The following is a 14576-nucleotide window of genomic DNA, read 5'->3' as shown; positions in this document are numbered from 1 at the left end:
GTTGCCGGAGTCAGTTGTTGCCGGAGGCCAGCTCGCGGCTGCGGTCGCGGGCGGCTTCCAGCGCGGCGATGAGCGCGGCGCGCACACCGTGGTTCTCCAGTTCGCGGATGGCGTTGATCGTCGTGCCGGCCGGCGAGGTGACGTTCTCGCGGAGCTTCACGGGGGGCTCCCCGCTGTCGCGCAGCATCACCGCGGCGCCGATCGCGGACTGGACGATCAGCTCGTGGGCCTTGTCCCGGGGAAGGCCGAGGAGGATGCCGGCGTCGGTCATGGCCTCGACCAGGTAGAAGAAGTAGGCCGGGCCCGAGCCGGAAAGGGCGGTGCACGCGTCCTGCTGGGATTCCGGGACGCGGAGCGTCTTGCCCACGGCGCCGAAGATCTCCTCGGCGTGGGCGAGGTGTTCGGCGGAGGCGTGGGTGCCGGCGGAGATGACGGACATGGCCTCGTCGACGAGGGCGGGGGTGTTCGTCATGACGCGGACGACCGGGGTGCCGGAGGCCAGACGCTCCTCGAAGAAGGAGGTGGGGATGCCCGCGGCGCCGCTGATGACCAGGCGGTCGGCGGGGACGTGCGGGGCGAGTTCGTCGAGGAGGGTGCCCATGTCCTGGGGCTTGACGGTGAGGATCAGGGTGTCGGCGCTCTTCGCTGCTTCCGTGTTGGTGACCGGGGTGACTCCGTGGCGGGCGCGGAGTTCTTCGGCCCGTTCCGGACGGCGGGCGGTGACCAGCAGGTCGGCGGGTGTCCAGCCGCCCCGGATCATTCCGCTGAGCAGGGCTTCGCCGATCTTTCCGGTGCCGAGAACTGCGACTTTCTGGCTCATGGGGTTCATCCTCGCACCGGTGGTCCGGGGCAGGGGCGGACTGTCCGGTTGGCGGGACACCCTCCACCCCCTAGGCGGTGCGCCGCCTGAGGGTGGCCGCTCCCAGGCCGAGGACGAGCAGGGCGCAGCCCGCGACGATCAGCGCGTCGCGGACGAAGGCCGTCGTCACGTCGGTGTGGCGCAGGACCTCGTTCATGGCGTCGACCGCGTAGGACATCGGCAGGACGTCGGAGACGGCCTCCAGGGCGGGGTGCATGTCGGACCGGGGCGTGAACAGGCCGCAGAGGAGGAGCTGGGGGAAGATCACCGCCGGCATGAACTGGACCGCCTGGAACTCGGAGGCGGCGAAGGCGGAGACGAAGAGGCCGAGGGCGGTGCCGAGCAGGGCGTCGAGAAGGGCGACCAGCAGGAGCAGCCAGGGTGAGCCGGTGACGTCAAGGCCGAGGAGCCAGACGGCCAGTCCCGTGGCCAGCGCGGACTGGACGATCGCGAGGGCGCCGAAGGCGAGCGCGTAACCGGCGATGAGGTCGCCCTTGCCCAGCGGCATGGCGAGGAGGCGTTCGAGGGTGCCGGAGGTGCGTTCGCGCAGGGTGGCGATCGAGGTCACCAGGAACATGGTGATCAGCGGGAAGATGCCGAGGAGCGAGGCGCCGATGTTGTCGAAGGTGCGCGGGCTGCCGTCGAAGACGTAGCGCAGCAGGAGCAGCATCACGCAGGGGACCAGCAGCATCAGTGCGATGGTGCGCGGGTCGTGGCGGAGCTGGCGCAGGACCCGGGCCGCGGTGGCGGTGGTGCGGGCGGCGCTCAGGGCGCGGGGGCGGGGTGCGGTGGTCGTGCTCATCGTGCTGTCTCCTTGGCGCGGCCGGCCGCGGCCGCCTCGTCGACCAGGTGCAGGAAGGCCGCCTCGACGGTCTCGGTGCCGGTTCGGGTCCGGAGTGCTTCGGGGGTGTCGTCGGCGAGGATGCGGCCCTCGCGCATGAGCAGGAGGTGGTGGCAGCGCTCGGCCTCGTCCATGACGTGGGAGGAGACGAGGAGGGTGGCGCCCCGGGTGGCGGCGATGTCGTGGAAGAGGTTCCACAGGTCGCGGCGCAGCACGGGGTCCAGGCCGACCGTCGGTTCGTCGAGGACGAGCAGTTCGGGGGTGCCGAGGAGGGCGACCGCGAGGGAGACGCGGCTGCGCTGGCCGCCGGAGAGGTTGCCGGCGAGGGCGTCGGCGTGGCCGGTGAGGTCGACGTCGGCGATGGCCCGGCCGACGTTGTCCCGGCGGCGTTCGGCTGCCGCGCGGCCGGGGTCGAGGATCGCGGCGAAGTATTCGAGGTTCTGGCGGACGGTCAGGTCGTCGTAGACGGAGGGGGCTTGGGTGACGTAGCCGATGCGGCTGCGGAGGGTGGCGTGGCCGGCGGGCAGGCCGAGGATCTCCAGGGTGCCGTCGACCTTGGCCTGGGTGCCGGCGATGGCGCGCATGAGGGTGGACTTGCCGCAGCCGGAGGGGCCGAGGAGGCCGGTGATGCGGCCGCGCGGGACGGTGAAGCCGAGGCCCCGCAGGACGGTGCGGGGGCCTCGGACGACGGTGAGGGCTTCGGCTCGGACTGCATCCGTTCCGGGGTCGGGTGGTGGCCCCGAAGAAATATTCATCATGCGATGATTAATGCGTGCCGGAGAGGACGCCGTCAAGTGGGGTGAGGGGATGAGCCGCGTCAGGGTGTGGTGGCGACGAGGAGGAACACGTCGTAGGTCTCCTCGACGATGCCGTCCGGGAAGGTCCGCAGCAGATGGTCACGCGCTTCGGCGAAGAAGGCGGTCCTGCGTTCCTCGGGGCAGACCAGGAAGGCCGAGTGGCTGCCGAGGTTGGCGAGGTGGGTGTCGACCGGGACCCGGCGGCTCCAGCGGACGTCGCGGCGGGTGAAGCTGAGGCGTCCGCTCGGGTCCGCCTTCAGACGGTGGGCGGCCGCCGTCTTCTCGGCCCGGGCGTCGACGCCGAAGAAGCGGCGGACGCGATCGCTCTCCTCCACGATCCACTCGACGTCGTCGGGCTCCGTGTTCCACCACAGCGCCAGGGCTCCGCCCGGACGCAGGACGCGCAGGGCCTCGGGGACCGACTGAGCCGGGTCGGTCCAGTGCCAGGCCTGGGCGTAGGTGAGGAAGTCGGCGCAGGAGTCGGCGAGGGGAAGGGCGTTGCCGTTGCCCCGTACGACGGGGATGTCCGGGAGGCCGCGGCGGAACTGGGCCGCCATGCCCTCGCCCGGCTCCACGGCCAGCACATCGGCGCCGCGCTCGTGCAGCCGGGCGGTCGAGATGCCCGTACCGGCACCGACGTCCGCGACGCGGGCGCCGGCGAGGGCGCGGCCGGCGAGTTCCTCCAGCGCGTCGAAGAGGGCGGGCGGGTAGGAGGGGCGGTTCGCCGCGTACTGGGCGGCCGCGGCGTTGAAGGAGTGGGCTCGGTCCGCGTAGGCGGGTATCCGGGATGCGGTCATACGGCCATCCTCGGACCCCACGACCGGTCCGGGACAGAGGGATTTCGGCGGCGCGGACCGGTTCGCGGACCGTGCGCCCCCTGCGGTCAGGAGCGGCGACGCTTCCTCGATGGGTTGCCCGAGCGGCGGGTGAGCCGGCGTTGGTGCTGCTCGCGGGCCTCTTCGTACTCCTGGCGGTGCAGTTTCTCGCCGGGGGCCTCGACGAGCGAGCGGAAGAAGTAGGCGAGGAGGGAGCCGATGAATCCGATGGCGAGCAGGCCGCGCAGGGAGGCCTGGCGGTCGGGGTCGGGCCGCTTGCGGAAGCCGTCCCAGGTGTGGCGGAAGGCGAGCGCGCTGCACACCGCGAACATCACCACGACCAGGAGTTCCACGAAGGCGCCCGAGCCGGCGATCTGGAGCCCCTGGTAGGCGAAGCGGAGCACGAAACAGGAGACGGCGGCCGCGGCGAGGGAGCCGACGGCGACGCCGGCACGGCGGGCCGTGTAGCCGTTGTCGTGATCCACCCAGGTGGTGCCGAAGAAACGCAGGGGCTCGGGGCGGGGCCCTGCGGAGCCCGCGGCGGTGCCCGGGGTGCCGTTGTCGTCGCTCACGCGTCGATTATCGCCCCGGGGTGCCCGCGGGCTCCGTCGGGGATCAGCCGCAGCGGCCGGTCACATAACCGTCGCTGCCCGTCTTCACATAGGTGTCCGAGACGTACTGGCCGGTTCCTATGTTGTTCCAGATGTTCGAGGTGCCGTAGTAGCCGGACACCGTCGTACCCGGGGTCTGGCAGTAGATCGGCACGGAGGCGCCCGCGCTCAGCGTGCGGACGATGCCGTAGCCGGTGCCGGGTCCGCTGCGGACGTTGAGCTCGACACCCGGCGCGACCGGGTAGTAGTTCAGGGCCGCCGCGGCCGCGACGACCGTCGCCGCGTCGCCGCCGGCCTGCTCGATCAGCTCCCCGGACCTCTCCGCGGCACTCTCCACGACCCGTTCTTGCGCACGGTCGACAGACATGCGAAACCTCCCCCGTTGCACCCCATGACCGCCATGGGCCCCGGTTGATTCCCCGTTGACGCGTTGCGAAACACATGCACGTGAAACGCACGGGAAGACCCGCAAGCCGCCTCGGTCCGGTTCGGGTCATCGACTAGGCTCCGTGCGTCGCACGCGCGAACGAAACAGCACGGGGGGTGGTCCATGACGCCACAGCACCACACCGGCCCGGGCGCGGAAGCGGAACTTCCGGAGTACGCCGGTCACTACCGCCTCGAGTCGCGCCTGGGCTCCGGCGGCATGGGCGTCGTGCATCTGGCCCGCAGCACTTCCGGGCTGAGGCTCGCGGTGAAGGTCGTCCACGCCCAGTACGCCTGGGACCCCGAGTTCAGAGGACGGTTCCGGCAGGAGGTGGCGGCGGCCCGAAGAGTCAGCGGCGCGTTCACCGCGCCCGTCGTCGACGCCGACCCGGAGGCCGAACGGCCCTGGATGGCCACCCTGTTCATTCCCGGGCCCACGCTCTCGGACGAGGTGAAGGAGAACGGGCCGCTGCCTGGCGCCCAGTTGCGGCGGCTGATGGCGGGGCTCGCCGAGGCACTGCGCGACATCCACCGGGTGGGTGTCGTCCACCGCGATCTCAAGCCGAGCAACGTGCTGCTCGCCGAGGACGGCCCGAAGGTCATCGACTTCGGCATCTCCCGTCCGAAGGACAGCGAACTGCGCACCGAGACCGGCAAGTTGATCGGTACTCCGCCGTTCATGGCGCCCGAGCAGTTCCGCCGGCCGCGGGAGGTCGGGCCGGCGGCGGACATCTTCGCGCTGGGCTCCGTGCTGGTGCACGCCTCGACGGGGCGGGGGCCGTTCGACTCCGACAGCCCGTACGTCGTCGCCTACCAGGTCGTGCACGACGAGCCCGATCTGAGCGGCGTACCGGAGGATCTGGCGCCGCTCGTGCTGCGCTGTCTGGCCAAGGAGCCCGAGGACCGGCCCACCCCGGACGAGCTGATGCGGGAACTGCGCTCGGCGGCCGCCTCGTACGACACGCAGGCGTTCATACCGGAGCGGCGGACGCCCGGGACCGGTACGCACTCCGGCACGGGCGGGAGCGGGCCGGACCCGGGAACGGGCGGGGCGGACGCGGCCGGTGACCGTGACGCGTCCCCGGACGAGTCGCGTTCCGAGGGAGTCGAACAGGAGCCGGGGGACCGTACGGGGCGGGGATCCGGGCGGCTGACGGGGATCCTGACCGGGCGGCGCCCGCACTCGCGGCGGCTCGCCGTGGCCGCCGGGGCACTCGGGCTGGTCGTCGGCGGCGGACTCGCCACGGCCCAGCTCCTCGACGTCGGAATGCTGCCGCACAGCGCGGCGCCGGAGAGCACGCTGCCCGGAGCCACCTCGGCCGCGTTCTCCGAGTGGGTGGCCGAGCCCGTGGCCGGCGAGGGCGTCCCCCAGTGCTCGTACGGGGCCGGAAAGCTGATCTGCGCGCGGCCCGGACTGGTCTACGCCCTCGATCCGGCGGACGGAAACCTGCTGTGGCGGCACTCCGTGCCCAAGATGCTCACCGGCGTGCCGCCGGTCCTCGCGGGCGGCCTGGTGCAGCCGATGGCGGACCACGGCCGGCACCTGGAGGCCCTGGACCCCGGCTCGGGCAGGCCGCGCTGGCAGTCGGACGTTCCGGCGTACAGCGGAGTGCAGTGCGCCGGCGGCATGGTGCTGCTCACCGGCACCGACGGGCGGGTGCGGGCGGTCGACGCCGCGTCGGGCGAGACCACGTGGAACCGGCCGGTGCCCGGTCTTCCCCTGCCGCACTTCTTCGCGTTCGCCGGGGATCCGCTGGCGTACACGGTGAGCACCTCGTCCGACGGGGCGACCACCCGGGTCGTCGCCGTGGACCCGGTGACGGGCGATGTGCGCTGGGAGGCCCAGCTGCCCGGAACGCTGGCGCCCGTCGGCAGCCGCGACGGCTCCCTCGTCCTGCTCTCCTCCGAGCCGGCCTTCGGGCGGACCGACGCCGTGGTCCGCTACACACCGCGGACCAGGACGTCGGTCCGGGTCGCGCTGTCCGTTCCCCTCGACTCGGCGCAGGCGAGCGTGCACGGCGACATGGTGCACCTGCTGGGCACCGGTGGCGCGCTGGACGCGGTCGACCTGGCGGCACGGAAGGTGCGGTGGCGGCTGGAGACGGCCGTGAGCTGGGGTTCGGCGCCGATCGCCGACGCCGGTCACGTGTACGTCCTCGCCGGGGACGGGCGGCTGCTTGCGGTCGGGGCCCGCACCGGGCAGCTCGTCGGCCAGACCCGGCCGCGGCTCGGCACGCGCTCGGACCGGGTCGCGGCGGACCTGCCCACACCCGTGATCGTCGAGGGCCGTGTCTACGCCGGCGCCCCCGACGGCACCGTCTTCGCCGTGGACGGCCACGACCCGTCGTCCTGGTGACCTGAAGATGGGGCCGCCTCAGAGGAGGCGGCCCCGCGGTCCTCGTGGCCGGTGGCGTCAGCCCAGTTTCGACACGTCCCGCACGGCGCCCTTGTCGGCGCTGGTGGCCATCGCGGCGTAGGCCCGCAGCGCCGCCGACACCTTCCGGTCGCGGTCCTTCGGGGCGTACGCGCCGTTCAGCGCCCTCGCACGGCGGGACAGCTCCGAGTCGTCGACGAGCAGTTCGATGGAGCGGCCGGGGATGTCGATACGGATGCGGTCGCCGTCCTCGACGAGCGCGATCGTGCCGCCGGAGGCCGCCTCGGGCGAGGCGTGGCCGATGGACAGGCCCGAGGTACCGCCGGAGAAGCGGCCGTCCGTGATCAGCGCGCAGCTCTTGCCCAGGCCGCGGCCCTTCAGGTACGAGGTCGGGTAGAGCATCTCCTGCATGCCGGGGCCGCCCTTGGGGCCCTCGTAGCGGATGACGACGACGTCGCCCTCCTTGATCTGCTGGGTGAGGATCTTCTGGACGGCCTCCTCCTGCGACTCGCAGACGACCGCCGGGCCCTCGAAGGTCCAGATCGACTCGTCGACGCCCGCGGTCTTCACCACGCAGCCGTCCACGGCCAGGTTGCCCTTCAGCACCGCGAGGCCGCCGTCCTTGGAGTACGCGTGCTCGGCGGACCGGATGCAGCCCTCGGCGGCGTCGGTGTCCAGGGCCTCCCAGCGCTCGGACTGGGAGAAGGCCTCCGCCGAGCGCACGCAGCCGGGGGCCGCGTGCCACAGCTCGACCGCCTCGGGGGACGGGGAGCCGCCGCGCACGTCCCAGGTCTTGAGCCAGTCGGCCAGGGAGGGGCTGTGCACCGCGTGCACGTCCTCGTTCAGCAGGCCCGCGCGGTGCAGTTCGCCGAGCAGCGCGGGGATGCCGCCGGCGCGGTGCACGTCCTCCATGTAGTACGTGCGGTCCTTGGCGACGTTCGGTGCCACCTTGGCCAGGCACGGCACCCGGCGGGAGACGGCGTCGATCTGCTCCAGACCGAAGTCGACGCCGGCCTCCTGGGCCGCCGCCAGCAGGTGCAGGATCGTGTTGGTGGAGCCGCCCATCGCGATGTCCAGGGCCATCGCGTTCTCGAAGGCCGCGAAGGTGGCGACGTTGCGGGGCAGGACCGTCTCGTCGTCCTGGTCGTAGTGGCGGCGGGTGATGTCCATGACCGTGCGGGCCGCGTTCTCGTACAGGGCGCGGCGGGCGGTGTGGGTGGCGAGGACCGAGCCGTTGCCCGGCAGGGACAGGCCGATCGCCTCGGTCAGGCAGTTCATCGAGTTGGCGGTGAACATGCCGGAACAGCTGCCGCAGGTCGGGCAGGCGTTCTCCTCGATGCGGAGGATGTCCTCGTCGGAGACCTTGTCGTTGACGGCGTCGGAGATGGCGTCGACCAGGTCGAGCGTGCGGACGGTGCCGTCGACCAGGGTGGCCCGTCCGGACTCCATCGGGCCCCCGGAGACGAAGACCGTGGGGATGTTCAGGCGCAGGGCCGCCATCAGCATGCCCGGGGTGATCTTGTCGCAGTTGGAGATGCAGATCAGGGCGTCGGCGCAGTGGGCCTCGACCATGTACTCGACGCTGTCCGCGATCAGGTCGCGCGAGGGCAGCGAGTACAGCATGCCGCCGTGGCCCATCGCGATGCCGTCGTCGACGGCGATGGTGTTGAACTCGCGCGGGATGCCGCCCGCCTCCCGGACCGCGTCGCTGACGATCCGGCCGACCGGCTGGAGGTGGGTGTGCCCTGGGACGAACTCCGTGAAGCTGTTGGCGATCGCGATGACGGGCTTCCGGCCGATGTCCGCACCGGGTACACCGGAGGCGCGCATAAGGGCGCGGGCGCCCGCCATGTTGCGGCCGTGGGTGACTGTGCGGGACCTCAGCTCGGGCATCGTCGCTCGCTCCTTCGGGAAGTTCCGCCGGACAGCAGGAGGGCTCCGGCGGAGTTATGGCTCAGTCGAGCCTACGCCGGTCATCCAGGGATCGGGACGGGCTGTCCGAAATGCGGGACGCGTGTCTCGGGGGCGGCGGGGCGATGTCTCGGCACGGGCGGGATCCGCGTCGCAGGGCGGCGGGGACGTGTCGTGCGGCAGCGGGGTCGTGTCGTGCGGCAGCGGGGCGGCCGGCCGGGTCTCACTCCCCCGTGAGATGCCGCTGCACCACCGGTGCCACCCGCGCGATGATCTGCTCCACGTCCGCCGACGCCAGCGGCTCCGCCTTGATCACGTACCGCAGGATCGCGCACCCCACCAGCTGCGCGGCCGCGAGCTCGGCGCGCAGCTCCGCGTCGGGCAGGTCGAACCGGCCGGCGATGCGCCGCAGCAGCTGCGAGACGATCAGGCGGCGGAAGACGGCGGCCGCGGTGTCGTTGCTCAGCGCGGAGCGAACGATCGCCAGCAGCGGCGTGCGGGTGGCCGGTCTCTCCCAGATACCGAAGAAGAACCGGGCGAACCGCTCTCCGATGCCGTCGAGCGGGCCGTCCACGAGCGCCTCCGGCGCGCTCAGCGCGGGTGCGAGGACGACCTCGATCGCCGCTTCGAACACCTGCTCCTTGGTGCCGAAGTAGTGGTGGACCAGGGCGGAGTCGACTCCGGCGGTCTTGGCGATGCCCCGCACCGAGGTCTTCTCGTAGCCGCGCTCGGAGAACTCCTCGCGGGCCGCGGTCAGGATGCGGTCGCGGGTGTCGGCGGCCTCCTCGCGGCGGGGGCGGCCACGGCGGCGGGCGGTGGCGCCGGTCATCGCCGGGGCACCTTCACCGCGGAGGCCAGGTGCAGCCGGGCGAAGGCCAGGGCCTCGGCGAGGTCGGCCTCGCGCTCGGCGCTGGACATGGCCCGGCGGGTGTTGACCTCGATGACGACATGGCCGTCGAAACCGCCGAAGGCGAGACGTTCCAGCAGTTCGGCACAGGGCTGGGAGCCACGGCCCGGCACCAGGTGCTCGTCCTTCGCCGACCCCCTGCCGTCGGCGAGGTGCACATGGCCGAGCCGGTCGCCCATGCGGTCGACCATCTGGAGCGTGTCGGTGCGGGCCGTCGACGCATGGCTGAGGTCGATCGTGAAGTGGCGGTAGTCGTCCTTGGTGACGTCCCAGCCGGGGGCGTACGCGAGCATCTCGCGGTCGCGGTAGCGCCAGGGGTACATGTTCTCCACCGCGAAGCGCACATCCGTCTCGCTCGCCATCCGCCAGACCCCGGCGACGAAGTCACGGGCGTACTGGCGCTGCCAGCGGAAGGGCGGGTGGACCACGACCGTGCTCGCGCCGAGCTTCTCCGCGGCCGCTCTGGCGCGCTGGAGCTTGGTCCAGGGGTCGGTCGACCACACCCGCTGGGTGATCAGCAGACACGGGGCGTGCACGGCGAGGATCGGTATCCGGTGGTAGTCGCTGAGTCTGCGCAGCGCCTCGATGTCCTGGCTGACCGGGTCGGTCCACACCATGACCTCGACGCCGTCGTATCCGAGGCGTGCGGCGATCTCGAAGGCCGTCGCCGTCGACTCCGGGTAGACGGAGGCCGTCGAAAGAGCGACCTTCGCATCCGGAATGCGTACGGGTTCGGGTTCCACCACGAGGGACAGGTTACGGGGTGCGACGGACGGGGGCGGGGCCCTCGGCCGCCGTTGTGGCCTTCGTCATCCGGCGTGGCCCTCGTCAGCCCATGTGGTCGAGACGCCGGAGTATCACGCCCTCCCTGAGGGCCCACGGGCATATCTCCAGCCGTTCCACACCGAAGAGGTCCATGGCGCCCTCGGCGACCAGGGCGCCCGCGAGAAGCTGTCCGGCGCGGCCGTCGGAGACACCGGGGAGTTCGCAGCGCTCGCCGGCCGTCATGCCGGACAGCCGCGGCACCCACGCCTCCAGGGACTCCCGCTTCAGCTCCCGCTGCACGTAGAGGCCCTCGGCCGAGCGGGGGGCGCCGGCCAGCCTGGCGAGCTGCTTGAAGGTCTTCGAGGTGGCGACGACGTGGTCGGGGGCGCCGAAGCGGCTGAACTCGCCGACCGTCCGCGCGATCTCGGTACGCACATGGCGGCGCAGCGCCCTGACGTCCTCCGTGGTGGGCGGGTCGCCGGGCAGCCAGCCGGCGGTGAGCCGGCCCGCGCCGAGCGGCAGCGACACGGCCGCGTCGGGCTCCTCGTCGATGCCGTACGCGATCTCCAGTGAGCCGCCGCCGATGTCCAGGACCAGCAGTTTCCCGGCCGACCAGCCGAACCAGCGGCGGGCGGCGAGGAAGGTGAGGCGGGCCTCCTCCGCGCCGCTGAGCACCTGGAGCCTGACCCCGGTCTCCTCCTGCACTCGGGCGAGGACGTCGTCGGCGTTGCCCGCGTCGCGCACGGCGGAGGTGGCGAACGGCAGCAGGTCCTCGACGCCCTTGTCCTCGGCGGCCTGGAGCGCTTCGCGGACCACGGCGACGAGGCTGTCGACGCCGTCGGAGCCGATCGCGCCGCTCGCGTCGAGCAGCTGGGCGAGGCGCAGTTCGGCCTTGTGCGAGTGCGCGGGCAGCGGGCGTGCGCCGGGGTGGGCGTCGACCACCAGCAGGTGCACCGTGTTCGAGCCCACGTCGAGGACACCGAGTCTCATGGACGGAAACGCTACTGCCATCTGGGATGCCATTCGTCGCCGGTGTCCTTCCTGCGTGAGGCGCCGCACGGGACGGTCCCGGCCCGGACGCCCGGCGACTTACCCTGGACGGGTGCCAAAGACGAAAAAGGCGAAGACCGATAAATCGGCGAACCCGGCGAACCCGGCGGAAGCGGTGAAGCCGAAGAAGCGGGGCGCGGAATCCGACGAGAAGGGTCTCGACTTCGCGCGCGCGTGGGTGGAGTTCCCGGACCCGGCGGACGACGAGCAGGTCTTCCGCTGCGATCTGACCTGGCTGACCTCTCGTTGGACCTGCGTCTTCGGAAGCGGCTGCCAGGGCATCCAGGCGGGCCGTGCGGACGACGGGTGCTGCAGCCTGGGCGCCCACTTCTCCGACGAGGACGACGAGAAGCGGGTCGCCGAGCACGTGGCGAGGCTCACACCGGACATCTGGCAGAACCATGCCGAGGGCAGGGAGAACGGCTGGGTGTCCGAGGACGAGGAGGGCTCCCGGCAGACGCGTCCCTTCCAGGGCTCGTGCATCTTCCAGAACCGGCCCGGCTTCTCGGGCGGCATGGGCTGCTCGCTGCACATCCTGGCCCTGAGGGAGGGCCGCGAGCCTCTGGAGACGAAGCCGGACGTGTGCTGGCAGCTGCCGATCCGGCGGACCTTCGAGTGGATCGACCGGCCCGACGACACCCGCGTGCTGCAGGTGTCGATCGGCGAGTACGACCGCAGGGGCTGGGGGCCGGGCGGCCACGACCTGCACTGGTGGTGCACCTCGGCGACGTCGGCGCACGGCGCGGGCGAGCCGGTGTACGTCTCCTACCGGGCGGAGCTGACCGAGCTGATGGGCGGGGCCGGCTACGACCGCCTGGTCGAACTGTGCGAGGAGCGTCTGGCCTCCGGCCTGCCGCTGCTGGCACCGCACCCGGCGGACCCGGCCGTGTGAGTCCGAGGGCGCGTATGCGTTTCCCTCCGAGGACCGGCGCCCCAGTGCCCGTCCAGGGGCCCGTGCCCCAATGCCCGTCCAGGGGCCCGTGCCCCAGTGCCTGTCCAAGGGCCCGTGCCTGAACACCCCTCCGGCGGCCGGCGCCTCAGGGCCCGTCCGGCGGCCGGTGCCTCAGGGCCCGTCCGGCGGCCGGTGCCTCAGGGCCCGTCCGGCGGCCCGTCGAGCACCGCGGCGGTGGCTCGCCGGAGGACGACTGCCGTCGGAGGGCACGCCCAAGGTCCGTCGGCCGCGGCCACCTCGCCGGACGACACGCCTGAGTTCCGTCGGCCGCCGCCACCTCGCCGGACGGCGGGCTGCCGTCGGAAAGCCTGCCTCAGGGCCTTCGGCCGCCGCCACAGCGGCTCGCCGCAAGGCACCGTCGGCGGTCGGATCCGATCGCCGGGGGCCGCCCAGGGCTGCCCCTTACCGGCGGCCGCCGCCCGCCGAGGCCGGGGCCGGGCAGCCGCGTTCGCGCTTGCCGTGCCGGCCCGCGCCGTCGCACGCCGTGCCCTCACGCCGTCCCTGTCCCCGCCGGCCCTCGGAAGGGCTGGGCGGGTCGTCGCCCGCGGTCGACGGGGGCGGGCTGTCCGGGTCCGTCGGCGACGACTCGCCAGGCGTGGGCGTGGGCGTGGGATCGGTCGACTCCGGCGGGTCGGTCGGGGTGGGTGTGGGCTCGGAGGGCGTTGAAGGAGTCGGCGTGGGGCGCGGACCGGACGTGGGCGGGTCGGCCGGATGCCCGGCCCCGCGTCCGGGGGGGCTGGGCGCGGTGCCGTAGCCGTCGATGGAGACGACGGCACCGGCGGGCGCGATCGCCACCCGTGCGCTCCAGCGGCCGGAGGGCTCGCGCAGATGGTCGACGTACACCTTGATCGTCAACGACTCGCCGGGCTGGAGGGTGCCCGAGGAGCGGCTCAGGTAGAGCCAGTGCGCCCCGGTGGACGCGGACCAGTCGACCGGGCCGGGCCCCGCGGCGGTGAGGGTGATCAGGGTGGTGTCACCGGTGTTGTCCGCGCTCACCGTCAGGCGGCCGTCCCTGTGGCCGGTGCCCGTGACGCTGATGACCTCCACGGAGACGTCGGGCCGGCCGCTGGTGTGGAAGCGGGTGTCGGGCCCGGCTCCCGCGTTGCCGGTGTTCTCGTAGCCTTTGCCGCCCTCGCCGCCCAGGACACCGGGGCCGTGCCCGTCGTGCGTGCCCGCGGCGGAGCCCCCGTGGCCATGGTCGGCCGGGCTGCCGCGGTAGGCGGCCCACAGGGCCAGCACCGGCGCGGCCACCACCGTCGCCACCACCGTGGTCGTGACGGCACGCGCGCGGAGACGGTCCCTGCGGGCCGCGCGGTCCTTGGGGTCCATCGGGAATCCGCGACGGTCGAAGCGGGGAGCGGTGCTCCGCGCGCGCGGGTGGTGGACCAGGGCCTTGACCAGGGCCGCGCGGGGTGCGGGCAGCACGGGCAGCTCGGCTGGGGTGACGGTGGCGCCGGGCCACTGACCGGACACGGCGCGCTCGGCGGTGCGGCGGCAGCGCGGGCAGTCGTCGACGTGCCGCACGAGCTCGCCCCGCAGTGCCGTGCCGAGTACGAGCCGGCTGTCCCCGGTGAGCCGGGACACGCTCGGGCAGGTGCCGGTCTCCACGACGGCGAGCGCCGCGCGGGTGCGCTCCACCTCGCAGGCGGCCGCGGCGAGCAGTTCCCTCGTGGCGGCGGGGCCCATGCCGAGGACGGCGGCGACCTCGTGGGCGGCGAGGTGGTGGCGTACGGCGAGTTCGAGCGCCTCGCGCTGCTCCGGGGTGGTGCCGGCGGCCTCCGGCCAGGCGAGCTGGGCGAGTTCGCGGCGCCGCTCCCGCTGGACCTCGTCGGGCACCGGCGGCACGGTCCGGGCGGCCGTGTGCCGGTCGCCGCCGGTGCGGCCCGCGGCGTGCGTGCCCGGACGTTTCTGCCTGGCCTCGGCCAGCTTGCGCAGGCACGCCCAGCGGGCCAGCGCGTACAGCCAGGCCCGCCGCTCGCCCGCGATCCCGGGTCCGCGCTGCCCGCGCCGCTCGGCGAACGCCAGCGCGTCCCCGAGGGCGGCGGTCGCCGCCTCGTGGTCGCACAGCACGGACAGGCAGTAGGTGAACAGGCCGTCGAGGTAGGGCTCGTAACGCGCGGGCGGTCGCTGCGCCACGGCGTGCGCGGCAGCGCGATCACGCGCCTCGCGGTGCGCCCGGTGCGCACCGGTCGTGCGGGTCGAGGTGTCCGGGCTGCGGCTCATCACCTGTGCGACCGTAAGCCCCGCAGGATCGTCCCTCTGTGCACC

13 protein-coding genes are annotated in these 14576 nt (G+C 73.1%); 2 read left to right on the top strand and 11 right to left on the bottom strand.

The features are described 5' to 3' along the window. Positions 1-10: 10 nt before the first annotated feature. From proC to OIE49_RS20155, 6 genes are all read right to left on the bottom strand, one after another. A complete protein-coding gene (proC, locus tag OIE49_RS20180) occupies positions 11-820 on the bottom strand; it encodes a pyrroline-5-carboxylate reductase (protein ID WP_326803520.1) in 810 nt (269 codons plus the stop codon). A gap of 70 nt (positions 821-890) precedes the next feature. Further along, positions 891-1661, bottom strand: coding sequence for an ABC transporter permease (locus OIE49_RS20175; RefSeq protein WP_326803519.1), 771 nt, complete (start codon positions 1659-1661; stop codon positions 891-893). After that, positions 1658-2458 (bottom strand): ABC transporter ATP-binding protein, encoded by an 801-nt coding sequence (locus tag OIE49_RS20170; RefSeq protein WP_326803518.1) that lies wholly within the window; start codon positions 2456-2458, stop codon positions 1658-1660. Before OIE49_RS20170 ends, OIE49_RS20175 begins: the two co-directional genes overlap by 4 nt. Positions 2459-2517: 59 nt before the next feature. Next, positions 2518-3294: a class I SAM-dependent methyltransferase gene (locus OIE49_RS20165; RefSeq protein WP_326803517.1), complete on the bottom strand. Its 777-nt coding sequence runs from the start codon at positions 3292-3294 to the stop codon at positions 2518-2520. A gap of 86 nt (positions 3295-3380) precedes the next feature. Further along, a complete protein-coding gene (locus OIE49_RS20160; RefSeq protein ID WP_326803516.1) occupies positions 3381-3884 on the bottom strand; it encodes an EamA/RhaT family transporter in 504 nt (167 codons plus the stop codon). Positions 3885-3927: 43 nt separating this feature from the next. Then, a complete protein-coding gene (locus OIE49_RS20155) occupies positions 3928-4290 on the bottom strand; it encodes an SH3 domain-containing protein (RefSeq protein WP_326803515.1) in 363 nt (120 codons plus the stop codon). A 183-nt stretch (positions 4291-4473) separates the two neighbouring features. Between OIE49_RS20155 and OIE49_RS20150 the strand changes: the two genes are divergently transcribed. Continuing rightward, complete coding sequence (locus OIE49_RS20150; protein ID WP_326803514.1) at positions 4474-6705, top strand: serine/threonine-protein kinase; 2232 nt, start codon at positions 4474-4476, stop codon at positions 6703-6705. 57 nt (positions 6706-6762) lie between these two features. Here OIE49_RS20150 and ilvD read toward each other — a convergent pair whose 3' ends face one another. From ilvD to OIE49_RS20130, 4 genes are all read right to left on the bottom strand, one after another. Then, positions 6763-8616 carry a dihydroxy-acid dehydratase gene (gene ilvD, locus OIE49_RS20145; RefSeq protein ID WP_326803513.1) on the bottom strand — a complete coding sequence of 618 codons (1854 nt, stop codon included), beginning with the start codon at positions 8614-8616 and terminating at the stop codon, positions 6763-6765. Positions 8617-8857: 241 nt separating this feature from the next. Further along, on the bottom strand, positions 8858-9463 hold the full coding sequence (locus OIE49_RS20140; RefSeq protein ID WP_326803512.1) for a TetR/AcrR family transcriptional regulator: 606 nt from the start codon (positions 9461-9463) through the stop codon (positions 8858-8860). After that, positions 9460-10287 (bottom strand): sugar phosphate isomerase/epimerase family protein, encoded by an 828-nt coding sequence (locus OIE49_RS20135; RefSeq protein WP_326803511.1) that lies wholly within the window; start codon positions 10285-10287, stop codon positions 9460-9462. The genes OIE49_RS20140 and OIE49_RS20135 overlap by 4 nt, the downstream gene beginning before the upstream one ends. 82 nt (positions 10288-10369) lie before the next feature. Beyond that, positions 10370-11296, bottom strand: coding sequence for a Ppx/GppA phosphatase family protein (locus tag OIE49_RS20130; protein WP_100568562.1), 927 nt, complete (start codon positions 11294-11296; stop codon positions 10370-10372). 112 nt (positions 11297-11408) lie between these two features. On the opposite strand from OIE49_RS20130, the gene OIE49_RS20125 reads away from it, so the two are divergent. Next, entirely contained in the window at positions 11409-12248 is an 840-nt protein-coding gene (locus OIE49_RS20125) for a hypothetical protein (RefSeq protein WP_401742817.1), read from the top strand. A 462-nt stretch (positions 12249-12710) separates the two neighbouring features. On the opposite strand, the gene OIE49_RS20120 is transcribed toward OIE49_RS20125, so the two are convergent. Next, positions 12711-14531 carry a BACON domain-containing protein gene (locus OIE49_RS20120; protein ID WP_326803510.1) on the bottom strand — a complete coding sequence of 607 codons (1821 nt, stop codon included), beginning with the start codon at positions 14529-14531 and terminating at the stop codon, positions 12711-12713. Between the last annotated feature and the right edge of the window lie 45 nt (positions 14532-14576).

Source organism: Streptomyces sp. NBC_01788 (assembly GCF_035917575.1).
Taxonomy (GTDB): domain Bacteria; phylum Actinomycetota; class Actinomycetes; order Streptomycetales; family Streptomycetaceae; genus Streptomyces.
Note: the sequence above shows the minus strand (reverse complement) of the source record. Positions and strands in the feature narration are given on the sequence as shown.

What these genes read in the sequence shown, in the direction of transcription:
- proC (WP_326803520.1), bottom strand. Translation starts at nt 820, where the DNA reads ATGAGCCAGAAAGTCGCAGTTCTCGGCACCGGAAAGATCGGCGAAGCC.
- OIE49_RS20175 (WP_326803519.1), bottom strand. Translation starts at nt 1,661, where the DNA reads ATGAGCACGACCACCGCACCCCGCCCCCGCGCCCTGAGCGCCGCCCGC.
- OIE49_RS20170 (WP_326803518.1), bottom strand. Translation starts at nt 2,458, where the DNA reads ATGATGAATATTTCTTCGGGGCCACCACCCGACCCCGGAACGGATGCA.
- OIE49_RS20165 (WP_326803517.1), bottom strand. Translation starts at nt 3,294, where the DNA reads ATGACCGCATCCCGGATACCCGCCTACGCGGACCGAGCCCACTCCTTC.
- OIE49_RS20155 (WP_326803515.1), bottom strand. Translation starts at nt 4,290, where the DNA reads ATGTCTGTCGACCGTGCGCAAGAACGGGTCGTGGAGAGTGCCGCGGAG.
- OIE49_RS20150 (WP_326803514.1), top strand. Translation starts at nt 4,474, where the DNA reads ATGACGCCACAGCACCACACCGGCCCGGGCGCGGAAGCGGAACTTCCG.
- ilvD (WP_326803513.1), bottom strand. Translation starts at nt 8,616, where the DNA reads ATGCCCGAGCTGAGGTCCCGCACAGTCACCCACGGCCGCAACATGGCG.
- OIE49_RS20140 (WP_326803512.1), bottom strand. Translation starts at nt 9,463, where the DNA reads ATGACCGGCGCCACCGCCCGCCGCCGTGGCCGCCCCCGCCGCGAGGAG.
- OIE49_RS20130 (WP_100568562.1), bottom strand. Translation starts at nt 11,296, where the DNA reads ATGAGACTCGGTGTCCTCGACGTGGGCTCGAACACGGTGCACCTGCTG.
- OIE49_RS20120 (WP_326803510.1), bottom strand. Translation starts at nt 14,531, where the DNA reads ATGAGCCGCAGCCCGGACACCTCGACCCGCACGACCGGTGCGCACCGG.